The sequence below is a fragment of the Caulobacter sp. GW821-FHT12F03 genome (assembly GCF_058806855.1).
Genome location: NZ_JBXAQC010000001.1, coordinates 949588 through 971419 on the forward strand (window position 1 = coordinate 949588; position 21832 = coordinate 971419).

The following is a 21832-nucleotide window of genomic DNA, read 5'->3' on the forward strand; positions in this document are numbered from 1 at the left end:
TGTACCGAAGGTACGTGTCCCCTAAACGAACCGCCGCTGACTCTCGATTGGGGGACACGTACCTGCGGTACATGTCCCCTATTTGCGGAACGGCTGGGCTTTCCACATCACCAGCGAGCGCCACAGCCACTCGAACGGGCCGTAGTGGAACCGCGCCAGCCAGGGCTTGCTCCACAGCAGGATGAAGGCCCAGACGGCCAGCACCACCCCGTAGAGCTCCGCCCGGTGCAGCTGGCCGTAGAGGCCCAGGCCATAGCCGCAGAACACGAACGACGTGATGATCGAGGTCGACAGGTAGTTGCTGAAGGCCATCCGGCCGGCGGCCTCCAGCCGGCTGATCAGGCCCTTCAGCGCGCCGGCGCGGATGATCAGCATCAGCAGGCTGGCGTGGGCCAGGGCGATGAACGGCCGCGGCGGGGCGGTCAGCACCTCGAACAGGCGGCGGGCGACCGGCTCGAAGTCGACCTGCACCGTCTTCCAGGCCAGCCAGGCGGTGACCGGCACGCCCACGAGGTAGCCGATGGCGATCATCGTGGCGTAGGCGCGGCTGGACCAGCCGAGGGTGAAAAAGCCCAGCCGGAACAGGCCCGCGCCGATCAGCATCTGGCCGACGGCCTCGGGGATCTCCTCGGTCGGCATGAACTGGCTCTGGATGATCCACGCGGCCTGGGCGCGGCTCTGCAGCGCCTCGAGGAAGCCGCCGCGCATCAGCCGCACCTCCATCTCACCCATGGCGTGGGGCGCGTTGAGCAGCAGCTGCGCGCCGTTCCAGATCTCCGTCTGCGCGGGCGTGGCCGTGCCGGCCGCGACCGCCGTCTGGATGGCCTTGATGTAGGTGACCTCGAACAGGTCCTTGCCGAGCAGCGCCAGCAGCACCGCCACGCCGATGGCGATCAGCGTCCTGGGTCCCAGCTTGCGCAGCGGGAACACCAGCGCCCCGGCCAGGGCGTAGGTCACCAGGATGTCGCCGAAGAACAGGAAGTAGGCGTGGATCATGCCGATGACGAACAGCCACCAGACCCGGCGGTAGTGGGTCGCGGCCGGGCCCGGTTTGCGGCCCTCGGCGCGGTCGGCGATCAGCAGCATGCTGGCCCCGAACAGCATGGTGAACAGGCCGCGGAACTTGCCGTCCGACAGCACGTAGTTGATCGCCCAGGCCCACAGGTCCGCGCCCGTGTGGCCGCCCCAGTAGACCGGGCTGACGTAGGCGAAGGTCGGCAGGCCCATGCCGACGATGTTCATCAGCAGGATGCCCAGCACGGCGAAGCCGCGCACGGCGTCGATCGACTGGTAGCGTTCGGTCGTGGTGGTCAAGGCGCGCCTCCCCCCGGCGTTCTTTTGCGGGGAGGGTGAACGGCGGCCGGCGGAAGTCAATCCGCCGGAAGATCAGACCCCGAGGATCCAGCCTTCTTCGCACTCGACCACGGCCACGACCTCCGGCTCGGCGCCGGCGCCCGGACCGAAGGCGGCGCCCAGATCGCCGGCCTCGTCGAGCTTGAGGAAGTGCTCGCACAGCGCGCGGACCTGGGCGCGGTCGGGAACCTCGCCGGGCTCGGGCCTGGGCTCGGCCAGCGGCGGGTAGACCTCGGCGAACACCGCTTCCAGGCCGTCGACGTCGGCGGGGGTCAGGGTCTTCCAGCCGGTCTGGAATGGCCAGGCCTTCGCCTTGTCGCCCAGTTGGTCGGCCAGCGCCTTGACCCGCGGTATGCCGACGATGGCCTGGCTGCCGACGGTGCCGTTGCCGAACACCTGCCAGACGGTCTTGGCCCCGGCCTTGCCCTTGCCCTGGGTGAGCTTCTCGGCGCGGCGCAGCTGCGGCGGCAGGCCCTCGGGCAGGGCGGTCGGCTTGGTGGTCGACAGCCAGCGCTGGCTGTCATTGGCCGGGCAGCCCCAGAACGGCCAGGGCTGGTCGGTCATCAGCCGGTTCATCTTCGCCGCGACGGCGAAGCGGTTGTTCACGTTGGTCGGCTTGTCGACGACGTTCGCCGCCAGGAAGGCCCACATGCCGCTCCAGTCGGGCGTCTTTAGCGCCAGCGCCCTGGCTGTGCCTTCGGGATAGCCGAGCGGGAAGTCGAACCCGACCAGGGCGCGCTCGCCGCGCCGGCGTAGGTCGGCCAGCACCTCGCCGAGCACCTTCATCGCCTCGTCGCGAGTGGCCGGGTTGAAGGCTTCGAAGGTCGGGCGGAAGCGGATGTCGCGCTTGATCACCCCGATCCAGATGGAGTCCTTGCCCGTCCGCGGCGCCGAGGCGGCGCTCCAGTCGACCATCACATAGGCGCTGAAAAGGCGCGACACGGCTCTACTCCCTCAAGATTGGCCGGGCTTTTAGCGGTCGCGACGCGTGGGAGGAAGCGCCCGCTTCAATTCCCGCGTGTTCGTGATAATCGGGTCGTCAGATCCCGGAGCAGTTTCATGAAGAAGATCGCCGCCGCCCTTGTTCTGGCCGCCCTGGCGCTGGCCGCCTGCGGGCCGTCGTCGAAGGACGACAGGGACCTGAAGTCGGCCAAGGCCCGCGCGCTGATCATCCCCGAGGGGCCGAGCGGGCCGGTCTACGCGACGACCGGGACCGTGGTGTCCACCGACGGCCGGACGATCACCCTCGACCACGAGGGCGCCGCGGGCTCGCCGCTGGCCGCCGGTCGCACGACCTTCCGCACCTGGGCGGACGTCATCGCCGTCTCGCCCGGCGAGCCGGGCGCGCGGGTGGCGCTGAAGTACCAGAAGCTCGGCGACGGCTGGGCGGTGGTGGAGCTGACGGGGCGTTGATCGTGCGTCCTTCGAGACGCTCGCTTGAGGCTCGCTCCTCAGGATGACCCAGCGGTGTTGATCGCCCACTCTGTTCGTCATGGTGAGGAGCGGACCCTCAGGTCCGCGTCTCGAACCACGCAAGCTACCCCAGCTTGACCAGCATCTTGCCGGTGTTGCCGCCGGCGAACAGCTTGAGGAAGGCGCCGGGGGCGTTCTCGATGCCCTCGTCGACCGTCTCGGTCCACTTCAGCTTGCCGTCGTTGATCCAGCCAGACATGTCCTGCAGGAAGTCGGGCAGGTGGTGGAAGTGGTTGGAGACGATGAAGCCTTCCAGCTTCAGGCTCTTGCCGACGGCCATGATCAGGTTCCTCACGCCGTACATGTCGCCGGTCGCGTTGTACTGGCTGATCATGCCACACAGCGCGAAGCGGGCGAACGGGCGGGCGCAGGCCAGGGCCGCGTCCATGTGCTCGCCGCCGACGTTCTCGAAATAGACGTCGATGCCCTTGGGCGCGACGCGGTTGAGGGCGGCGGTCAGGTCCTTCTCGGCCTTGTAGTCGATGACCTCGTCACAGCCGATCGACTTGAGGAAGGCGACCTTGTCCTCGCCGCCGCAGGAGCCGATCACCGTGTGGCCCTTGATCTTGGCGATCTGCACCACGACCGAGCCCACCGCGCCGGCCGCGCCGGAGACGAAGACGATGTCGCCTTCCTTGAGGGCGGCGATCTTCAGCAGGCCGACCCAGGCAGTCATGCCCGGCATGCCGGCGATGCCGAGGAAGGTCTGCGGCGGCAGGCCGAAGGTGTTCAGCTTCTGCACCGCCGAGGCTGGGGCGTTGAACGCCTCGCGCCAGCCGAACATGCTCTGGACCAGATCGCCGACGGCGAACGACGGATCGTTGGAGGCGATCACCTCGCCGACCGCCCCGCCTTCCATGGCCTTGCCCAGCTGGAACGGCGGGCTGTAGCTCTTCACGTCGTTCATGCGGCCGCGCATGTAGGGGTCGACGGTCATCCAGGTGTTGCGCACCTGGATCTCGCCGGCGCCGGGCGCAGGCAGCTCAACGGTGGCCAGTTCGAAATTGTCGGCGGTGGGCGTGCCCACGGGGCGGCTCTTCAGGCGGATCTCGCGTGAGGTCGTCATAGGCGTATCTCCCGGTCTTTTCTGGAATTTCAAACGAGCGTTTAGCGCGTTTCCTCACCTCGCGGAAGGCGAAGAACCGCGCTAGAAGCGGGGCATGGAACAGGTTCTCAAGGCCGGGGTCGTCGGCTCCGGCGTCTTCGGCGGCTTTCACGCCAACAAATACGTCCAGATGGACGGGGTGGATCTGGTCGGCATCTTCGACGTCGACCCGGCGCGCTGCCAGGCGCTCGCCGACAGGCTAGGCGTGACCGCCTTCTCCGACCTGGACGCCCTGCTGGCGGCGGTCGACATCGTCACCGTCGCGTCGCCGGCGACCACCCATGCGGCGGCGGCCCTGGCCTGCCTGAAGGCAGGCAAGCCGGTCTATGTCGAAAAACCGCTGGCGACGACGCTGGAGGACGCCGACCACCTGATCGCAGAGGCGGCGAAGCGCGGTCTGGCGCTGGCCTGCGGCCATCAGGAGCGGGTTGTCTCGCAGGCCATGGGCCTGTTCGATATCCCCGAGAAGCCGCTGCTGCTTGAGGCCGTGCGCAAGGGGCCGATTTCGGACCGCAGCCGCGACGTCTCGGTCGTGCTCGACCTGATGATCCACGACATCGATCTGGCCCTGTCGCTGACCGACGCCGAGCCGCTGGCCGTCGAGGCCGAGGGCGACGAGGACCAGGTCCGCGGCGAGGCGACCTTCAGCGACGGCTTCACGGCCGTGTTCACCGCCGCCCGCAACGCCCAGGCGCGCGAGCGGACCATGCGCATCGTCTATCCGTCGGGCGTGCTGGAGATCGACTTCGTCACCCGCGCCTTCAGCAACACTACGCCCTACGCCCTGAACGAGGCCTTCACCGAGACCCCGGCCGGCCAGGATCCGCTCGGAACCAGCGTCGCCGGCTTCGTCGCGGCGGTGCGCGGGCTGTCGCCCCGGCCGGTGGTGACGGGCGAGGAAGCGGCGCGGGCGCTGGATCTGGCGCTCGCGGTGGAGCAGGCGGCGGGGTTCTGAGGGGGATCGAGCGTGAGAGTTCTCGATCACGAGCCGCAGGTCTGGTTTCTGCTGGAGGAGGACAAGACGCTCTATCTGGACGCCAACTGCGAACACAGCGCGGTCGGCTACAGCGTTCTGATCGCACTCGATGATGCGGAGCGTGTCGCGTATGCGGCTGGCGGCCGCGCCTATCTCGATCAGCTAGTCTACGACATTCACTACAGCGCCCCCGGTGCGATCGGGAGTAGCTCGCCGTTCAAGGTGAGGAACCTGACGATCGGCCCCAGCGATGAGGCCAAGAGAGCTGGGGCCGCGATCACGGCGTGGCAGGCGACGCGCACAGGGTAGTCGCCGAAAGTCGTGTGTGTCCCCACTTCCTCCGGCCCGAGCGCCAGACATCCCTTGAGGTGCGTGCGCCGGCCGTAAACCTGGGTCCTCGCTTCCGCGAGGATGAGCGGGGAGGAGGGGAGGCATTGGTCTTCGCGATTGCGCGGGTCGCGGGTATAGTTGCCCGGAGCCCCGGAGCCCCTCGCATGACCACCGCCTACGACTACGAATTCACCGCCATCGACGGCTCGGCCCTGCCGATGACGACCTTCCGGGACAAGGTGGTGCTGGTGGTCAATGTGGCCAGCAAGTGCGGCCTGACCCCGCAGTACGATGGCCTCGAGCAGCTCTACAAGGACTACCGCGACCAGGGGCTGGTGGTGCTGGGCGTGCCCAGCAACCAGTTCATGGGCCAGGAGCCCGGGACCAACGAGGAGATCGCCGAGTTCTGCCGCACCACCTTCGGCGTCGACTTCCCGATGACCAGCAAGGTCGATGTGAAGGGCGAGGACGCCCATCCATTCTACAAGTGGGCGGTCGCCCAGGTCGGCGAACCCGCCGAGCCGGTGTGGAACTTCCACAAGCTGCTGGTCGGCAAGGACGGCTCCCTGATCAATGTGTTCGGCCCGCGCACCGTGCCGGAAGACGCCGAACTGAAGGCCGCGGTCGAGGACGCGCTGAAGGCTTGAAGCTCACCCGTCGCTCCCTCCTCGCGGTTCCCGCCGCCTTGACGCTCGCCGCGCCGGGTCTCGCCCGCGCCCAGTCGCCCGTGACGGAGCAGGCGAGGGCGGTGGTGCGCGCGTTCATGGGGGCGGCGCCGTTCCCGGCCGCCTCCGTCGCGGTCTGGCAGGGCGGCGGACTGGTCTGGGCCGAGGCGTTCGGCGTCGCCGACCTGGACACCCGGGTTCCGGCCACGAGCGATGACCGCTTCCGCCTCGCCAGCGTCTCCAAGGTGCTGACCGCCGCCGCCGTCATGCGTCTGGTGGCGCAGGGCGTCGTCGACCTGGACACGCCGATCGGCCGCTACCGCCCGTCGCTGCCCGCGCCGCATCAGCAGACCACCCTGCGCCAGCTGGTCAGCCACCAGGGCGGCGTGCGCCACTACATCTCGCGCGATTTCGACCCCGCCGCCCCGGGCGGGCCGATCGACCTGCGGACCTACGCGACCACCGACGACAAGCTGGCCATCTTCATCAACGACCCGTTGGTCTCGCCGCCCGGCGAGGCGGTGAACTACTCCACCTTCGGCTATGTTCTGATCGGCGCGGTGCTGGAGTCGGCCTCGGGCAAGACCTTCCCGCGGATTCTCGCCGAGGAGGTCACCGGGCCGCTGGCGCTGGCCAGCATCACGCCGGAGGTGCGCGGCGCGACGCTGCCGGGCCGGGTCGGCGACTACCAGCCGGTTTATCCGGCCAAGAGCCTGGCCGAGATCGTCCGCTGCCCGCCGATCAACCCCGCCTACAAGTGGCCGGGCGGCGGGCTGGTGGGCTCGGCGCCGGACGTGGCGCGGTTCTGTGGCGCGCTGACGGCGCCCGGCTATCTGAGCGCCGAGGGGCTGTCGGCGCTGTTCACGGCCAATCCCTCGCGCACCGGCGCGACCGGCGTGTTCGGCGTCGGCTGGGACGTCGACCGCGACCCGAAGGGCCGGCGGCGCGGCTGGCACGCCGGCAGCATCGTCGGCGGCCGCTCGATCGTCATGATGTTGCCCGACGACGGCGTGGCCGTGGCCATGCTGACCAACCTGGGCCAGGTCGACGTCGACCCGCTGGTCCCCGCCCAGCACATCGCCGACGCCTTCCTCGGCTAGCCGCCCGGCAGCAGCGACAGCAGGCCCCGCAGCGTGGCCGTGTCATTGTCCCGCCGCCAGGTCAGGCCGGTCTCCAGCATCGGCGGGTCCTCGATCTCGACATAGCGGACCCCGGCGCGGGCGAGGTTGCGCAGCGAGGCCGGGACCAGCGCCACGCCCAGTCCGGCCGAGACCAGGCTGATGATGGTCTGCATCTGGATCGCCTCCTGGACGATCCGCGCCGGCCGGCCCCGGGCGCTGAAGTAGCCCGTCACCAGGTCATGGAAGGCGGGCGCAACGGACCGGGGGAACAGGATCAGCGGCGCGTCCAGCAGAGCGGCGGGTGCCAGGATCCCGTCTTTGACCGGCAGTCGGCCATCCTCGATCCAGGCCGCCGGCGCGGCCGCGACCAGCGGCTCGGACACCAGCCGGCGATAGGTGAGGGGCTCGGGCAGCGTCTCGTCGTGCGGCGGAATGATGATCCCGGCGTGCCGCTCGCCGGCGACTAGCGCCGGGATCTGGACGTCGCTGGTCGCCTCCACGAGGCGAATGTCCACATCTGGAAAGGCCTCGGCATAGCGGCGCACGAGGTCGGGCAGGACGCTGTAGTCGGCGGTGCTGACGAACGACAGGGTCAGGTAGCCGGTCTGGCCGTCGCGCAGCCGGCGGGCCGTCGCCGGCAGCGCATCGACCAGGGCCAGCGCCTCAAGCACAGGCGGCAGCCATTGCTCGCCGAGCGGCGTCAGCCGCACGCTGCGCTTGGTCCGCACGAACAGCGGCGCGCCCAGCTCCCGCTCGAGCGCCATGATCGATTGGCTGAGCGGGGGCTGGGTCATGCCCAGCCGTTCGGCGGCGCGGCCGAAGTGCAGGGTGTCGGCCACGGCGGCGAAGTGGCGGATCTGACGGATGTCCATATTGATAGTCCAGGCGACCTAATAGGCCGTCAGTAATATATTTCGGTGCGGATGATAACCGCGGTAGGATCGGGGTCTGATCACACCGAGACCCTCGCCATGCCCGCTCTCCGCTCGCGCACCTCCACTCATGGCCGCAACATGGCCGGCGCCCGGGGCCTGTGGCGCGCCACCGGCATGAAGGACGGGGACTTCGGCAAGCCGATCATCGCCGTCGCCAACAGCTTCACCCAGTTCGTGCCCGGCCATGTGCACCTCAAGGACCTGGGCCAGCTGGTCGCCCGCGAGATCGAGGCGGCCGGCGGCGTGGCCAAGGAGTTCAACACCATCGCCGTCGACGACGGCATCGCCATGGGCCACGGCGGGATGCTGTACTCGTTGCCCAGCCGCGAACTGATCGCCGACAGCGTCGAGTACATGGTCAACGCCCACTGCGCCGACGCCATGGTCTGCATCTCCAACTGCGACAAGATCACGCCCGGCATGCTGATGGCGGCGATGCGGCTGAACATTCCGGTGGTGTTCGTCTCGGGCGGTCCCATGGAGGCCGGCAAGGTCACGGTGAAGGGCCAGATCCGCGCGCTCGACCTGGTCGACGCCATGGTCGTCGCCGCCGACGACACGTACAGCGACGATGAGGTCTCCGAGATCGAGAAGGCCGCCTGTCCGACCTGCGGCTCCTGCTCGGGCATGTTCACGGCCAATTCGATGAACTGCCTGACCGAGGCGCTGGGGCTGTCGCTGCCCGGCAACGGCTCGGTGCTGGCAACCCACGCCGACCGCGAGGCGCTGTTCAGGGAAGCCGGCCGGCTGATCGTCGACCTGTGCCAGCGCTGGTACGAGCAGGACGACGCCACGGCCCTGCCGCGCGGCATCGCGACCCGGGCGGCGTTCGAGAACGCCATGAGCCTGGACATCGCCATGGGCGGCTCGACCAACACGGTGCTGCACCTGCTGGCCGCCGCCCACGAGGGCGAAGTGGACTTCGGCATGGCCGACATCGACCGACTGTCGCGCCGCGTGCCCTGCCTGTGCAAGGTCGCCCCGGCCAAGGCCGACGTCCACATGGAGGACGTTCACCGGGCGGGCGGCGTCATGGCCATCCTGGGCGAACTGGAGCGCGGCGGCCTGATCGACGCGACCCAGCCGACCGTCCATGCCGCGACGATGTCCGAAGCGCTCGCCCGCTGGGACATCGGCCGCACCAACAGCCAGGTCGCCCGCGACCTGTTCAGCGCAGCGCCCGGCGGCAAGCCGACCCAGATCGCCTTCAGCCAGGCCGCGCGCTGGGAAGAGCTCGACATCGACCGCGAGGCCGGGGTGATCCGCAACGTCGAGAACCCGTTCTCGAAGGACGGCGGGCTGGCCGTGCTGTTCGGCAACCTCGCGCCCGAAGGCTGCATCGTGAAGACGGCCGGGGTCGATGAGTCGATCCTGACCTTCCACGGCAAGGCCAAGGTCTATGAAAGCCAGGAGGCGGCGGTCAGCGGCATCCTCGGCGGCAAGGTCCAGGCCGGCGACGTGGTCGTGATCCGCTACGAGGGCCCCAAGGGCGGGCCGGGCATGCAGGAGATGCTCTACCCGACCACCTACCTGAAATCGAAGGGGCTGGGCGCCGCCTGCGCCCTGATCACCGACGGGCGTTTCTCGGGGGGAACCTCCGGACTCTCGATCGGGCACGTCTCGCCCGAAGCGGGCGAGGGTGGTCTGATCGCGCTGGTCGAGACCGGCGATCCGATCCTGATCGACATCCCCAAGCGGGGCATCACCCTGGACCTTCCGGACGCGGTCATCGCCGCGCGCCGCGAGACGATGGAAGCGCGGGGCAAGGACGCCTGGAAGCCGGTCGACCGCGTGCGCGCCGTCAGCCCGGCCCTGCGCGCCTACGCGGCCATGACCACCAACGCCGCCAGGGGCGCGGTGCGCGATGTGAGCCAGGTCGAGCGCTGAGGGCTGTTCGCCTAGCGGTTCCGCAGGCCGTTCGCCAGCCGGCCGAAGGCGGATTCGAACATCTCCCGCACATCGGGTTCGAGCGACAGGCTGTCCAGCGCCGTGCGCATGCAGGCCATCCACTGGTCGCGTTCGGCCGGGCCAATGGCGTAGGGCGCGTGCGCCGACATGATGCAGGCCCGGTCCGGCCGCTGGCTGTAGAGCTGCGGGCCGCCGGCCCAGCCGCTCAGCCAGTCGAACAGCTTGTCGCGGATCGGCCCGAGATCGGCGTCGTGCATCCGGCGGATGCCGGCGGCCTCCGGATCGGTGTCCATGGCGTCGTAGAAGGCGTCGACCAGCCGGCGCAGGGCGGACGCGCCGCCCAGCTGGTCATAGGGCGTGGGCAGGGGGAGTTCGACAGTGTCGGTGCGGGCCATGGCCGAGGCGTGGCGGAGCAAGGCCTCGCGGGTCCATGATCCGGATCAATCCCGGCCTCAGCCGAGCGGATTGACCCCGAACAGGAAGGGGTGGCCGTACAGCAGGGCCGCCCAGACGACGACGCCCAGCAGCAGCCGCCACCAGCCGATTTCGCTCACCGAGAGCTTCTGTTTGCCAACGAGGATGGCCGCGAACGGCACGCCCGAGGTCTGGCCGGCGAAGCTGTCCCAGCGGGCGCCCAGGGCGCGCTTGCGCTTGGCGTCGATGCTGGCCGTGCCGAACAGCGCCAGCGCCAGCATCGATCCGAACAGGACCACGCTCGGCAGGTCGCCGTTGGCCAGCAGATGGGCCAGCGCCCAGATCGCCACGCCCCAGAGGAACGGATGGCGGGTGATGCGCAGCATGCCCTGGACGGCGTTGGGCTTCTCGATCGCGCCCTCCTGCTTGACGCTGGTCGGGTTGGGCGTGGTGAGGCCCGGAACGATCAGCAGCATGGCCAGCAGCGCCAGCGCCACGGCGGTGTGTTTCGCCGGCAGTCCCAGATCCCAGAACACCGGCCCGGTCCCGCGCGCCTGGCCATAGGCCCAGCCGAGCCAGACCAGACCCGCGACGGAAGCCAGCGAGAACAGGCCCATGAACGGGGCCTCGCCGATCATCGTCACGATGGCCCCGCGAAGGGCGGTGCCGGACACCAGCAGGTGCAACAGCACGAAGAAGACGGCGGCGGCGATCAAGGCGGTCATGTGACTCCTCCCCAGGAAACCCGGCGGAACCGTGCGCTTACAGATTTACACTGTCAATTATAGAAGCCACGGTGGATCGTCGTTGTCGGGCTCGTCATCGTCGTCCCACGGCGGCGGTTCGGCCTCGTCCTCGACGCCGGCGTACGGAGGCGGGGACGGAACAGGCGGCGGCGAAGGCGGCGAAGGCGGTGGGGGCGGCGGTGCGGACACCACCGGGGCGGCCTTCGGCGCCGCTGGCCGCCGCAGGATGGCGTCGCAGCGGGCCAGCCAGCTGTTGGCTTCCTGGATGGCCTTCTGCGGCGACCAGTCGTCGCGCCGGGCCTCGTCGCCGCGCAGCCACAGGTCCAGGTCGAAGTCGGGATTGCCCGGATCGTCGAAGATCAGCCGCAGGGTGATCTGGTCGGCCGACGAGACCCGCTGTTCCAGCGCCCGCCGCGGCTCGCCGCGATAGACGCGCGCCGCGACCTGGCCGTCGACGACCAGTTCGGCGCCGACCAGTTCGTCGATGCGGTAGATCAGGCACCAGTCGCCCTTGTCCCAGGCCACGGCGGCCAGGCCGGTCTGGAACGCGAAACCGGCGCCCCGACCGCGCCCCTGGGCCAGCACCATGGCCTCGGGATCGGCCCCGAGCACGCGGCGCAGGGCCCGGCGGATGCGGCGCGGCTCGTCGAGGAACCAAAGCGCCAGACTGCCGACGAAAGTCACGGCGGCGCCGGCGATCCCCAGAAGCAGAAACAGGCGCGCCATGTCGGTCATGCCGACACGCTAGCGGGAGTCCCGAAGGACGTCAGCCCTTGCGCGGCGCCCGGGCGGCGGGCTTGCGCACGGCGATGCGGCCCTGGCGGGCGGGGCGACCACGGGCGGTCAGGGCGGCGCAGAACTCGGCGTAGGTGAACGAACGCATGGCGGCGTCTCCAGATGTGAGCAATCACTCACTACCGCTGGACGCGCTCTGTCGCAAGCAAAAAGTGAACAAACGCTCACATCATGTCGCGGCGAAGATCTCCCGCTCCTGACCCCACCACAGCGGCGACTTCGACAGGTCGATGAAGCGCTTCTCGTCCTCGAGCAGAAGCCGGCTGGCCTCGCGGGCGGCGGGATCGGACCCGGTCAGCGCCATGTCCTCGAAGCTGTCCCACCAGAGTTCGGCCACGCCGTCATAACCTTCCGGCCCGCCCCGGGCGGCGCGGGTGCCAGCGCTGACCTCGACCGGCAGGCTGTGCATCTGCACGTAGCGGCGGATGCGCAGAACGTCCCTGACGCTGGCGACCAGCGGGGCGTGGACGTTGAACCAGTAGTCCTGGAAGGTCTCGCGGGTGAACTCCGGCCGGCGGATCAGACAGAAGGTCAGCTTGATCATGGTCTCGTCCCCTGGCCCGATATTGGCGGTTCCGGTCGTGCGTGCGACTGTCGGCGTGTTCCGATCCCCTCGCAAGTCAGGCCGCCGGTGTCGCTGCGTTCCCGCTTCCTTGACCACATTCGCCGGGCGTTGAGCTGGACGCGCGAGGACGGCCTGGACTGGCCGCAGGCGCTGGCCGCGGCGCTGGGCATGGCCGGCCCCGTGGCGCTGGCCGCGGCGCTCGGACACGTCGAGGCGGGCATGGCGGCGGCGACCGGGGCGCTGGCGGTCAGCGGCTCGGGTCTCGGCCCGTCGCGTCGCGCCCGTCGCGCCGATCTGGCGTGGGGGCTGGCCGCGGCGGTGCTGGCGCTCGGCTTCGGCCTGCTGATCGCGGGGCATGGGCCGGCGACCCGCGTGGCGCTGGTTGGCCTGGCGGGCGTCGCGGCCGTGCTCGGCGGCCTCAGTCGCCCGGCGGCCGTCGCCGCGACCCGTTTCATCCTGTTCCTGGTCATCGCGACCAATCTCGGCGAGGCGGGACGACCGCTGGCGCTGTTCATTCTGGCGTCGCAGGGCGCGCTGTGGACCGCCCTGCTGATCGTCGTATTCGGGCGGCTGTTCCCGCAACGCCCGGACATCGAGGAGCCGCCGGGCCCGCGCATGACGCTGTTGGCGCGGCGCTGGGCGCGCCAGCTCCGAACCTGGCCCGCCTGGCGGTATCCGGTGCGGATCACCCTGTGCCTGGCGCTGGCCGAGATGCTGGCGGCAGCCTGGCCGCACCATCACGGACGCTGGATCACCCTGACGGTGGCCATCCTCGTGCGGCGGCAGGGCGTGGAGGCGCTGCTGATGACGACACAGCGGGCGCTCGGCGTGTTCGTCGGCGTCCTCGCGGCGGGCCTGCTGGTGGTGTGGCGGCCGCCGCTCATGGCCCTGACGCTCGGCGTGGCCGTGCTGGCCGGCGCCCGGCCGCTGCTGCGGACACGAAGCTACGTCGCCTATTCGGCGATCATGACGCCGCTGGTGATCCTGTTGCTGGACCTGGGCGCGCCGCCGACGACCGGCCTGCTGGCGGACCGGATGCTGGCCACCCTGGCCGGGGCGCTGCTGGTGATCGCCACGGAGCGCCTCCTGGGGACGCCCGCGCCGGCCCGGCCGGCGCCGTCGCTATAGGGCCAGTTCGACCACCACCGGCACGTGGTCCGACGGCTTTTCCCGGCCGCGCACGTCGCGGTGGATCTCGACGCCGGTCAGCCGGTCGGCGGCCTGCGGCGAGAGCAGGGCGTGGTCGATTCGGATGCCGTGGTTCCGCGGCCAGGCCCCGGCCTGGTAGTCCCAGAAGGTATAGGCGCCCGCGCCGCCGTCGGCCTGCATGAAGGCGTCGGTCAGGCCGAGGTTCTGCAGCGCGCGATAGGCGGCCCGGCTCTCGGGCTGGAACAGGGCGTCGCCCAGCCAGGCCTCGGGCTTGTCGGCGTCCTCGGGGCGGGGAATGACGTTGTAGTCGCCGGCGATGACCATCGGCTCCTCGTAGCCCAGCAGCCCGGTCGCGTGCCGCCGCAGCCGCTCCATCCACGCCAGCTTGTAGGCGAATTTCTCGGTTCCGATCGGGTTGCCGTTGGGCAGGTAGATGCCGGCCACCCGCACCGGCACGGGCCCGGAGACGACCGCCTCGATGTAGCGGGCCTGTTCGTCGCCGTCGTCGCCCGGCAGGCCGCGTCGCACGTCCTCGAGCGGCGTCTTCGACAACATGGCCACCCCGTTGTAGGTCTTCTGGCCATGGACGGCGATATTATAGCCAAGCCGTTCAAAGGCTTCGGCGGGAAACTTCTCGTCGATGCACTTGATTTCCTGCAGCACGGCGACGTCAGGCGAGGCTTCCTCGAACCAGCCCAATACCGTTTCCAGGCGAGCGTTTATCGAGTTCACATTCCAGGTGGCGAGGCGCATTGACGGCTCCGGCTGCGGCGGGCGAGGCTAGGGCCCATGGCCAAGGCGCTCAAGACCAACATCACGATTGATCGCAGGACGCGGCAGATTCTGCTCGTCGTGGCGACGCTGGGCTGCGCCGGCCTGATGCCGCTGGGCGCGATCGGGGTGCTGTTCTCGCCGCTGATCTTTGACGCCCGGGGCAACCTGTTCAACCCGCTGGCCTGGATCGGCTTCGCGCTGATGATCAGCTTCTGGATCGTCTGCATCGTCGCGCCGTTCGTGGCCTGGATCATGTTCCGCCGTCACCGCGAGACCGCCGCCTGGGGCCTGATGAGCGCGCCGCTGGTCTGGGCGCTGGCGCTGGTGACCGTGCTTCAGTTCGTGCCGGGCTGACTTTTCACGAACGCCGCGATGGCGTCGACCACCCCTGGCGCGATGGACAGGGACGGGTCGGCGTAGTTGGCCTGGGTTTCGGCGCGGTCGCGGGTTCCCGGCCGCAGCGTGTGGTTGACGCCGGGCAGGATGACCAGGGTCGCGGCGGGTTGCGCGGCTTTGAGCAGATTGGCGTCGGCCACCTGGACCTGGATGTCCGCGTCGCCCTGCAGGATCAGGACCGGCCCCTTGTAGGCCGCCGCCAGCTTGGCGGGATCCTGCTGGAACATGACCATGAGGAAATGCTGGATGTTGGGCCGGAACAGCCCGAGCAGGGCCGGGTGCATGCCGGTCGTGTCGACGGTCTTGCCGGCCTCCAGCGCGTCGATCGCCGGCAGGGCCTGGGGCAGAAGGGGGGCGTTGGCCGGATTGGCCTTGAGCTGCTCGCGCAGCACGTCGCTCAGGCGGCGGCCCGGCGCGGCGACGAGGATCAGGCCGCAGATGTCCCGGGGGTTCTGCGCCGCGATGAGGGCCACCAGCGAGCCCTCGCTGTGGCCGAGCAGCCAGACGCAGGGCGCGCCGGTGTCGGCCTTGAGCTTCACGGCCCAGCTGTGGGCGTCCGCGGCCAGATCGACCACGGTGACGGCGTTGGGATCGGCCGCCGCCAGGCCGCTGGCGAACATGCCGCGCTTGTCGACGCGCAGGCTGGTCACGCCCTGGGCCGCGAGCCCCTCGGCGATCTGGCGGTAGGTCGGAGCCTTCACGCCGAGCGGATTGATTCCGTCGCGATCGGTGGGCCCCGAGCCTGCGAGGATCAGCACCGCCGGGCCGCGGGGCCCGTCGGCCGGCGCCAGCATCGTGCCCTTGAGCGGGCCCGGGCCGCCGGGAATCTCGACGAAGGTCTCGACCGGCGCGGCGGCGAAGGCGGCGGCCGGGGCCAGGGCCGCAAGGGCGGCGGCCAGGATCAGGGAACGGAAGGTCATGTCGGCTCCTAGACGGTGCGACGTTCGGGGTCGGCGCGCCACACGCGCCAGCTTTCGAATACACAGGCGAGCGCGGCGAGCAGGACCGCGCCGATGGCGGCCTGATGGCCCAGGGGTTCGGGCGCGAACGGGGCGAGAAACAGCCCGACCAGTCCGCCCCAGAAGAACAGGCGCCCGGCGAGACGGTTGGATTTCTCCCAGGCGAGGCGGCTGTTCAGGCTCCAGGGCGTGCGCACGCCGACCAGGGCGTTGGGGGCGACCTTGCCGACCGTCGCCCCGATGAGGGTGAAGACGACGCACAGTCCCAGCAGCGACAGCCGGGCGGGATCGATCACGCCGTCGACGCCGAGGGTGGCGATCGCCAGCTGGAGGGCCGTGACGCCGCTGGTGGCGGCGATGAGCACCCCCTGGGCGACGCCCAGTCCCCGCTGACGCGCGGCATCGGCCTCGGGGCGCCGGGCGCTCCAGCCGATCGCCGCGCCGGCCAGAAGGGTCAGGAGCGCCATCCCGCCGACGACGAGGGCGGTCTCGGTCCGGTCGCCCCAGCGGTCGACCTGACCGTCCAGGCCGAAGTGGGCGGGGATCGGGCCGGTCGGACCGAAGCGGGCGATATAGACGCCGATCGCGGCCTGGCCGGCCGCGGCCAGCAGGACGGCGGGGCGGGGGACGAGCCTGCTCATGAGGGAGTCTCCAGGGACGTGAGGGCGTCCGGCGCGGGCTCACCGGCGCGGGCGAGGTCCATCAGGAAGGCCAGCGCCTCCTCGACGGCGGAAATGTTCAGGCGGTAGCGGATCGAGGCGCCGTCCCGTTCGGCGTCGACCAGGCCGGCGTCCTTCAGGGTGTTCAGATGTCCGGTCACCGTCGGCCAGGCCATGTCGAACCGCGCGGCGATGTCGCCGGAGGCCAGCGGGCCGACCCGCAACATCTCGATGATGCGGCGGCGGACCGGATGGGACAGGGCCTTGAAGAGCGAGTTCATAGGACAAACCCTAATTAGGGCTTATCCTAAATTCAAGCCTCGATCAGGCGATGTCCTAAGTCGTTGGCGGGAGGATCAGATCGAGAAGCTGACGCCGCAGCCGCAGCTGGACCTGGCGTTGGGATTGCGCACGCGGAACTCGGCGCTGGCCAGTTCGTCGACGAAGTCGATCACCGAGCCCTTGAGCAGGGCGAGGGAGACAGGATCCACCAGGGCCGCGGCGCCGTCGCACTCGATCCGCAGATCGTCCGGTTCGCCCTCGGGGACGAGGTCAAAGCGGTACTGGAAGCCGGAGCAGCCGCCCCCGTCAACCGCGACGCGCAGCATCAGCGGCCGGCCTTCGGTCTCGCTGATGGCGTGCAGCCGGCGGGCGGCTTGTTCGGACAGGGTGACGGCGGTGTTGGTCATGCTGTGGAAAACTCTCTCCTGTCCTATATGTGCAACCCAGAGCCCCGGGGAAAGGGGCGATCGACTTTCCGGACCGCTGATGTCGCAATCGTTCCAGCCGCCGCCGCGCGCGCCCTATGCCGAAAACCCCGCCCTGTCGCGGGGGCGGCGGCATCCGGAGGCGGAAAGCCGCACCCGCACGCCGTTCGCCCGCGACCGCGACCGGATCATCCATTCGACGGCCTTCCGGCGGCTGAAGGAAAAGACCCAGGTGTTCGTCGCCCATGAAGGCGACCACTACCGCACCCGGCTGACCCATTCGCTGGAGGTGGCCCAGATCGCCCGGTCGATCTCCACGGCGCTCGGTCTCGACAACGACCTGGCCGAGACGGTCGCCCTGGCGCATGACCTTGGCCATCCGCCGTTCGGCCACGCCGGCGAGGACCAGCTCGACGACAGCATGAAGCCGTGGGGCGGCTTCGATCACAACGTCCAGACCTTCCGGGTCGTGGCCAAGCTGGAGCATCGCTACCCCGACTTCGAGGGGCTGAACCTGACCTGGGAGACGCTCGAGGGCATCATCAAGCACAACGGTCCGGTGACCGGAAAGCTCGACCGGCCGTCGTGGAGCATGGTGCGCGACTGCGACCGGGAATGGCCCCTGCGGCTCGACAGCTGGGCCTCGGCCGAAGCCCAGGTCGCGGCCATCGCCGACGACATCGCCTACAACAACCACGACGTCGACGACGGCCTGCAGGCCGGGCTGTTCCGGCTTGAGGAGTTGCTCGACGTTCCGCTGATCGGGCCGATCCTGCATGGGGTGCGCGCCGACCGTCCGGGCCTCGACGAGCGCCTGACGCGGCTGGAAGCCGTGCGGCGGATGATCGGGGCGATGATCGACGACGTGATGGCCGAGACCCTTCGTCGCGCCCAGGCCACCGGCGTCGCCTCGCCGGACGACGTCCGCGGGCTCGACCATGCCCTGGTGGCCTTCTCGCCGGACATGCTCGAGGATCTCTCGCGGCTGCGCGCCTTCCTGATGGAGCGGATGTACCGCCACTGGAAGGTCAACCGCACCCGCAGCCAGGCCAAGCGGATTCTGGCCGACATGTTCTCGCTGTTCCAGGCCGAGCCGGAGGTGCTGCCGGAGGAGTGGTTCGCCCTGTCGCAGAACTGCGATGACGCCGCCCGGGCGCGGGTCGTCTGCGACTACATCGCCGGCATGACCGACCGCTTCGCCATCGAGGAACACCGCCGCCTGTTCCAGATGGACACCTGGAACTGACGCTGCGTCATTAACCGTTTGGCAACGCGAAATTAACTGTCTGGTAGCGATCTTGCGGCGCTGGCGGCCCCGCGCCGCGCTTCGGTAGACTGGACGACGTCGGCGCGCGATTCGCCGCGATGTCCGGTCCGCCGCTCCCTGGAGCCCTGTTTGATGTCCGATCCCGATCGCGGCGCCTATACGCCCCCGACCGACTCTCCGCTGACCTTCGACGCCCGCCGCCCCGTTCGCGGCGCCGGCGGCAATTCCTCGACCCTGATGATCAGCGCGATCATTCTGGTGCTTCTGGTCGCGGGGGCCGGATTCTGGCTCTACAAGGACGGCCAGCGCGGCGCCAACGACGAGCCGCGTCCGGTCGGCGCCGTGGTGGCCGAGACCCGCGCACCGCCGCCCGCCCAGGCCCAGCCGGAGGACGAGAGCGCCGGCCTGCAGATCTACAAGGAGGACGCCGCCGGCGAGGCGGCCCCGACCTTCGCGCCGGGTCCCGAGCCGGTCCAGCCGCGTCCCGCGCCGCAGGCCCAGCCGACCGCGCCGGTGCAGAGCGCGGCCCTGCGTCCGGCTCTGCCGGTAACCGCCGCGCCCGCCCATCCCGTCGTCGCGCCGCCGGCGCAGCCGACCCAGGTCGTGGTCGCCACGCCCAAGCCCGCGACGCCCAGGCCGACGGTCGTCGCCACGACGCCGAAATCGGCGGGTGGCTCGGCCATGGTCCAGATCGGCGCCTTCTCCTCGGCGGCCCTGGCCGATCGCGGCTGGAGCGACGCCGCCTCGGTCGCCCCCGGCCTCGCCGCCGGCAAGGGCAAGCAGGTCGAGGCCATCGACAAGGACGGCAAGACCCTGTTCCGCACCTCGGTGACCGGCTTTTCCAGCCGCGCCGAGGCCCAGACCTTCTGCGAACGCCTCAAGGGCGCCGGCAAGAGCTGCTTTGTGAAGTGACGCGCCACGCCGCCATCCTCGGCTGCCTCGGACCGGTCCTGACCGACGAGGAGAAGGCCTTCTTCCGGGATGTGCGGCCCTGGGGCTTCGTGCTGTTCAAACGCAACGTCGAAACGCCGGACCAGGTCCGCGCCCTGACCGCGGCCCTGCGCGAGGCGGTCGACGACGAGACCGCGCCGATCCTCATCGACCAGGAAGGCGGCCGGGTGCAGAGGCTGGGCCCGCCGCACTGGCGCAAGTACCCGCCGGGCCGGGCCTACGGGACCCTGGCGACCAACGATCCGCTGGTTCGCCGCGAGATCACCCGCCTGGGCGCCCGGCTGATGGCGCATGACCTGCGCGCGCTGGGCATCACCGTCGACTGCGTGCCGGTGCTCGATGTGCCGGTCCCCGGCGCCCACGACATCATCGGCGACCGCGCCTATGGCGAGACAGTCGAGGCGGTCGCCACGCTCGGCCGCGCCGCCGCCGAGGGCCTGATCGCCGGCGGCGTCCTGCCGGTGATCAAGCACATGCCCGGCCACGGCCGCTCGATGGCCGACAGCCACGAGAACCTGCCGGTGGTCGAGGCCTCCCGCGCCGACCTCGAAGCCGTCGACTTCGAGCCGTTCCGCATCCTGTCCGACATGCCGATGGCGATGAGTGCGCACGTCGTCTACACGGCCGTCGACCCCAGGGGGCCGGCGACCACCTCGCGCACGGTGATCCGTGACGTGATCCGGGGTTCGATCGGCTTTGACGGCCTGCTGATGACCGACGACCTGTCGATGAAGGCGCTGCGGGGCGATTTCGAATTCCGCGCCCGCTCGGCGCTGGCCGCCGGTTGCGACATGATCCTGCACTGCAACGGCCGGATGGACGAGATGACGGCGGTCATCGCCGGAACGAAGGTGCTGGCCGGCAAGGCGAAGCGTCGCGCCGACGCGGCCCTGGCGCGGCTGGCCAGGTCGCCCGAGCCACTGGACGTCGCCGACGCCGTCGCCCGCTTCGAGGCCGCCTTCGGCGGACGGCTCGCGGCATGAGCGACATCACCTTCCAGCCGAACCTCAACTTCGACGCCGCGGCCAACGCGGCCGAGGACGGCGACGCCCTGATCGTCGACGTCGACGGCTACGAAGGCCCGCTGCACGTGCTGCTCGCTCTGGCCCGCAGCCAGAAGGTCGACCTGTTGCAGCTGTCGGTGACCAAGCTGGCCGACCAGTACCTCGCCTTCGTCAAACAGGCGCGGAAGCTGCGGTTCTCGCTGGCGGCCGACTATCTGGTGATGGCCGCCTGGCTGGCCTACCTCAAGTCCCGCCTGCTGCTGCCGCGCAACGAGCGGCCGAAGGCCGACGAGGCCCCGCCCGAAGAAATCGCCGCCCAGCTGGCCTTCCGGCTGGCGAAGCTCGACGCCATGCGCAAGGCGGTGGACGCGCTGAACGCCCGGCCGCAGCTGCGCCGCGATGTGTTCGTGCGGGGCGATCCCGAGGCCGTGGTGATCCAGTCCTCCGGCCGCATCGAGGGCGACCTCTACCAGCTGATGAGCGCCTATATCGGCCAGCGGAAGCGTGAGCATGACCGCAGCTATCGCCCGGCCGTGCCGACGGCCTATGCGCTGGACGACGCCCGCCACCGCCTGCGCGGCATGCTGCCGGAGCTGACCGCCTGGACGTCGCTGGCCGGGGTGGCGCCGATGGCCGTCGACGACCTGGGCCCCAGCCGCGCCTCCTATCTGGCCTCGACGCTGTCGGCGAGCCTGGAGCTGGTCAAGGAGGGCGAACTCGAGGCCCGCCAGCTCGAAGCCTTCGCCGATCTCTATCTGCGCAAACGCAAGGATCGTCCGGAGGCGGTGGCGTGAGTGACACCCTGTTTGACCAGATCTTTCTCGAACGCTGCATCGAGGCGCTGCTGTTCGCCGCGGCCGAGCCGCTGAGTCTCGAGGATCTGGCCCGCCGCCTGCCCGAAGGCGCCGATGTCGCCGCCGGGCTGGAGGCGCTGCGTGTGCGCTACGAGCCCCGCGGCGTGGAGCTGGCGGCGGTCGGCGGCCGCTGGCGGTTCCAGACCGCCGCGGACCTGGCCTTCCTGATGACCGAGGAGCGGGACACGCCCCGTCGCCTGTCGAAGGCCGCCCAGGAGACGCTGGCGATCATCGCCTATCACCAGCCGGTGACCCGGGCCGAAATCGAGGCCGTGCGCGGCGTCCAGGCCAGCAGCGGCACGCTCGACATCCTGCTGGAACTGGGGCTGGTCCGCATGCGCGGCCGCCGCCGCACGCCGGGCCGTCCGGTGACCTACGGCACGACCGACGCCTTCCTCGAGCACTACGGCCTGGCCAGCCTGGCCGACCTGCCGGGCATGGCCGACATGAAGGCCGCCGGCCTGCTGGGCCTCGATCTGCCGCCGGGTTTCGAGGTTCCGGATCCCTCGCGTCTCGGCGACGAGGAGGACGCCCTCGATTTCGGCGAGGGGGAGGGCGACTCGCCCGAGTTCGTCCAGGACTACGTCGGCGGCGAGGAGTAGGGGTAGGGCGTTCGAGCGTCCTTCGAGACGGCCCTGCGGGCCTCCTCAGGATGACGACAGCCGGTGCTCGTCATGGTGAGGAGCGAGCCCTCGGGCGAGCGTCTCGAACCACGCACGATGATAT

26 protein-coding genes are annotated in these 21832 nt (G+C 70.1%); 13 read left to right on the top strand and 13 right to left on the bottom strand.

Going from position 1 to position 21832, the window contains the following annotated elements:
• Window positions 1-78: 78 nt before the first annotated feature.
• Complete coding sequence (locus AC1RN0_RS04665) at window positions 79-1314, bottom strand: DUF418 domain-containing protein (RefSeq protein ID WP_492786261.1); 1236 nt, start codon at window positions 1312-1314, stop codon at window positions 79-81.
• 72 nt (window positions 1315-1386) lie between these two features.
• A complete protein-coding gene (locus AC1RN0_RS04670) occupies window positions 1387-2295 on the bottom strand; it encodes a cobalamin biosynthesis protein CbiG (protein WP_492786262.1) in 909 nt (302 codons plus the stop codon).
• Window positions 2296-2412: 117 nt separating this feature from the next.
• Between AC1RN0_RS04670 and AC1RN0_RS04675 the strand changes: the two genes are divergently transcribed.
• The gene (locus AC1RN0_RS04675; RefSeq protein ID WP_492786263.1) at window positions 2413-2766 is read left to right on the top strand and encodes a copper-binding protein; all 354 of its coding nucleotides are present in this window, start codon (window positions 2413-2415) and stop codon (window positions 2764-2766) included.
• A 124-nt stretch (window positions 2767-2890) separates the two neighbouring features.
• Here AC1RN0_RS04675 and AC1RN0_RS04680 read toward each other — a convergent pair whose 3' ends face one another.
• The gene (locus AC1RN0_RS04680) at window positions 2891-3892 is read right to left on the bottom strand and encodes an NADP-dependent oxidoreductase (protein ID WP_492786264.1); all 1002 of its coding nucleotides are present in this window, start codon (window positions 3890-3892) and stop codon (window positions 2891-2893) included.
• Window positions 3893-3986: 94 nt separating this feature from the next.
• Between AC1RN0_RS04680 and AC1RN0_RS04685 the strand changes: the two genes are divergently transcribed.
• The 4 genes from AC1RN0_RS04685 (at window position 3987) to AC1RN0_RS04700 (ending at window position 7002) form a co-directional block, all read left to right on the top strand.
• Entirely contained in the window at window positions 3987-4886 is a 900-nt protein-coding gene (locus AC1RN0_RS04685) for a Gfo/Idh/MocA family protein (RefSeq protein ID WP_492786265.1), read from the top strand.
• Window positions 4887-4898: 12 nt separating this feature from the next.
• Window positions 4899-5216, top strand: a complete 318-nt coding sequence (locus AC1RN0_RS04690) for a hypothetical protein (protein ID WP_492786266.1) — start codon at window positions 4899-4901, stop codon at window positions 5214-5216.
• A gap of 185 nt (window positions 5217-5401) precedes the next feature.
• On the top strand, window positions 5402-5884 hold the full coding sequence (locus AC1RN0_RS04695) for a glutathione peroxidase (protein ID WP_492786267.1): 483 nt from the start codon (window positions 5402-5404) through the stop codon (window positions 5882-5884).
• The gene (locus AC1RN0_RS04700; protein ID WP_492786268.1) at window positions 5881-7002 is read left to right on the top strand and encodes a serine hydrolase domain-containing protein; all 1122 of its coding nucleotides are present in this window, start codon (window positions 5881-5883) and stop codon (window positions 7000-7002) included. Before AC1RN0_RS04695 ends, AC1RN0_RS04700 begins: the two co-directional genes overlap by 4 nt.
• Here the strand turns inward: AC1RN0_RS04700 and AC1RN0_RS04705 are convergent.
• Complete coding sequence (locus AC1RN0_RS04705; RefSeq protein WP_492786269.1) at window positions 6999-7895, bottom strand: LysR family transcriptional regulator; 897 nt, start codon at window positions 7893-7895, stop codon at window positions 6999-7001. The genes AC1RN0_RS04700 and AC1RN0_RS04705 overlap by 4 nt on opposite strands.
• A gap of 99 nt (window positions 7896-7994) precedes the next feature.
• Here AC1RN0_RS04705 and ilvD point away from each other — a divergent pair, with 99 nt between their 5' ends.
• Window positions 7995-9845, top strand: a complete 1851-nt coding sequence (ilvD, locus tag AC1RN0_RS04710; RefSeq protein WP_492786270.1) for a dihydroxy-acid dehydratase — start codon at window positions 7995-7997, stop codon at window positions 9843-9845.
• An 11-nt stretch (window positions 9846-9856) separates the two neighbouring features.
• Here ilvD and AC1RN0_RS04715 read toward each other — a convergent pair whose 3' ends face one another.
• The 4 genes from AC1RN0_RS04715 to AC1RN0_RS04730 all read right to left on the bottom strand — a co-directional run bounded on the left by AC1RN0_RS04715 (window position 9857) and on the right by AC1RN0_RS04730 (window position 12365).
• Window positions 9857-10282: a group II truncated hemoglobin gene (locus AC1RN0_RS04715; RefSeq protein ID WP_492786271.1), complete on the bottom strand. Its 426-nt coding sequence runs from the start codon at window positions 10280-10282 to the stop codon at window positions 9857-9859.
• 36 nt (window positions 10283-10318) lie between these two features.
• Window positions 10319-11005: an NnrU family protein gene (locus AC1RN0_RS04720; protein WP_492786272.1), complete on the bottom strand. Its 687-nt coding sequence runs from the start codon at window positions 11003-11005 to the stop codon at window positions 10319-10321.
• A 57-nt stretch (window positions 11006-11062) separates the two neighbouring features.
• A complete protein-coding gene (locus AC1RN0_RS04725) occupies window positions 11063-11752 on the bottom strand; it encodes a hypothetical protein (RefSeq protein ID WP_492786273.1) in 690 nt (229 codons plus the stop codon).
• Window positions 11753-11990: 238 nt separating this feature from the next.
• Window positions 11991-12365 carry an EthD domain-containing protein gene (locus AC1RN0_RS04730; RefSeq protein WP_492786274.1) on the bottom strand — a complete coding sequence of 125 codons (375 nt, stop codon included), beginning with the start codon at window positions 12363-12365 and terminating at the stop codon, window positions 11991-11993.
• Window positions 12366-12452: 87 nt separating this feature from the next.
• On the opposite strand from AC1RN0_RS04730, the gene AC1RN0_RS04735 reads away from it, so the two are divergent.
• Entirely contained in the window at window positions 12453-13514 is a 1062-nt protein-coding gene (locus AC1RN0_RS04735) for an FUSC family protein (protein WP_492786275.1), read from the top strand.
• On the opposite strand, the gene xth is transcribed toward AC1RN0_RS04735, so the two are convergent.
• Entirely contained in the window at window positions 13509-14288 is a 780-nt protein-coding gene (xth, locus tag AC1RN0_RS04740) for an exodeoxyribonuclease III (RefSeq protein ID WP_492786276.1), read from the bottom strand. The two genes, AC1RN0_RS04735 and xth, sit on opposite strands and share 6 nt — an antisense overlap.
• Window positions 14289-14324: 36 nt before the next feature.
• Between xth and AC1RN0_RS04745 the strand changes: the two genes are divergently transcribed.
• Entirely contained in the window at window positions 14325-14663 is a 339-nt protein-coding gene (locus AC1RN0_RS04745; RefSeq protein ID WP_492786277.1) for a hypothetical protein, read from the top strand.
• Here AC1RN0_RS04745 and AC1RN0_RS04750 read toward each other — a convergent pair.
• The 4 genes from AC1RN0_RS04750 to AC1RN0_RS04765 all read right to left on the bottom strand — a co-directional run bounded on the left by AC1RN0_RS04750 (window position 14645) and on the right by AC1RN0_RS04765 (window position 17012).
• Window positions 14645-15625 carry an alpha/beta hydrolase gene (locus AC1RN0_RS04750; RefSeq protein WP_492786278.1) on the bottom strand — a complete coding sequence of 327 codons (981 nt, stop codon included), beginning with the start codon at window positions 15623-15625 and terminating at the stop codon, window positions 14645-14647. The two genes, AC1RN0_RS04745 and AC1RN0_RS04750, sit on opposite strands and share 19 nt — an antisense overlap.
• Window positions 15626-15633: 8 nt before the next feature.
• On the bottom strand, window positions 15634-16305 hold the full coding sequence (locus AC1RN0_RS04755) for an SdpI family protein (protein ID WP_492786279.1): 672 nt from the start codon (window positions 16303-16305) through the stop codon (window positions 15634-15636).
• Entirely contained in the window at window positions 16302-16604 is a 303-nt protein-coding gene (locus AC1RN0_RS04760; protein ID WP_492786280.1) for a metalloregulator ArsR/SmtB family transcription factor, read from the bottom strand. The genes AC1RN0_RS04755 and AC1RN0_RS04760 overlap by 4 nt, the downstream gene beginning before the upstream one ends.
• Before the next feature lie 75 nt (window positions 16605-16679).
• Complete coding sequence (locus AC1RN0_RS04765; RefSeq protein ID WP_492786281.1) at window positions 16680-17012, bottom strand: HesB/IscA family protein; 333 nt, start codon at window positions 17010-17012, stop codon at window positions 16680-16682.
• A 79-nt stretch (window positions 17013-17091) separates the two neighbouring features.
• Here AC1RN0_RS04765 and AC1RN0_RS04770 point away from each other — a divergent pair, with 79 nt between their 5' ends.
• From AC1RN0_RS04770 to scpB, 5 genes are all read left to right on the top strand, one after another.
• Window positions 17092-18276 (top strand): deoxyguanosinetriphosphate triphosphohydrolase, encoded by a 1185-nt coding sequence (locus AC1RN0_RS04770; protein WP_492786282.1) that lies wholly within the window; start codon window positions 17092-17094, stop codon window positions 18274-18276.
• 153 nt (window positions 18277-18429) lie between these two features.
• The gene (gene ftsN, locus AC1RN0_RS04775) at window positions 18430-19209 is read left to right on the top strand and encodes a cell division protein FtsN (protein WP_492786283.1); all 780 of its coding nucleotides are present in this window, start codon (window positions 18430-18432) and stop codon (window positions 19207-19209) included.
• Window positions 19206-20231, top strand: a complete 1026-nt coding sequence (nagZ, locus tag AC1RN0_RS04780) for a beta-N-acetylhexosaminidase (RefSeq protein ID WP_492786284.1) — start codon at window positions 19206-19208, stop codon at window positions 20229-20231. Before ftsN ends, nagZ begins: the two co-directional genes overlap by 4 nt.
• Entirely contained in the window at window positions 20228-21046 is an 819-nt protein-coding gene (locus AC1RN0_RS04785) for a segregation and condensation protein A (protein WP_492786285.1), read from the top strand. The genes nagZ and AC1RN0_RS04785 overlap by 4 nt, the downstream gene beginning before the upstream one ends.
• A gap of 8 nt (window positions 21047-21054) precedes the next feature.
• Window positions 21055-21708 (top strand): SMC-Scp complex subunit ScpB, encoded by a 654-nt coding sequence (gene scpB, locus AC1RN0_RS04790; RefSeq protein WP_492786420.1) that lies wholly within the window; start codon window positions 21055-21057, stop codon window positions 21706-21708.
• Window positions 21709-21832 lie beyond the last annotated feature (124 nt).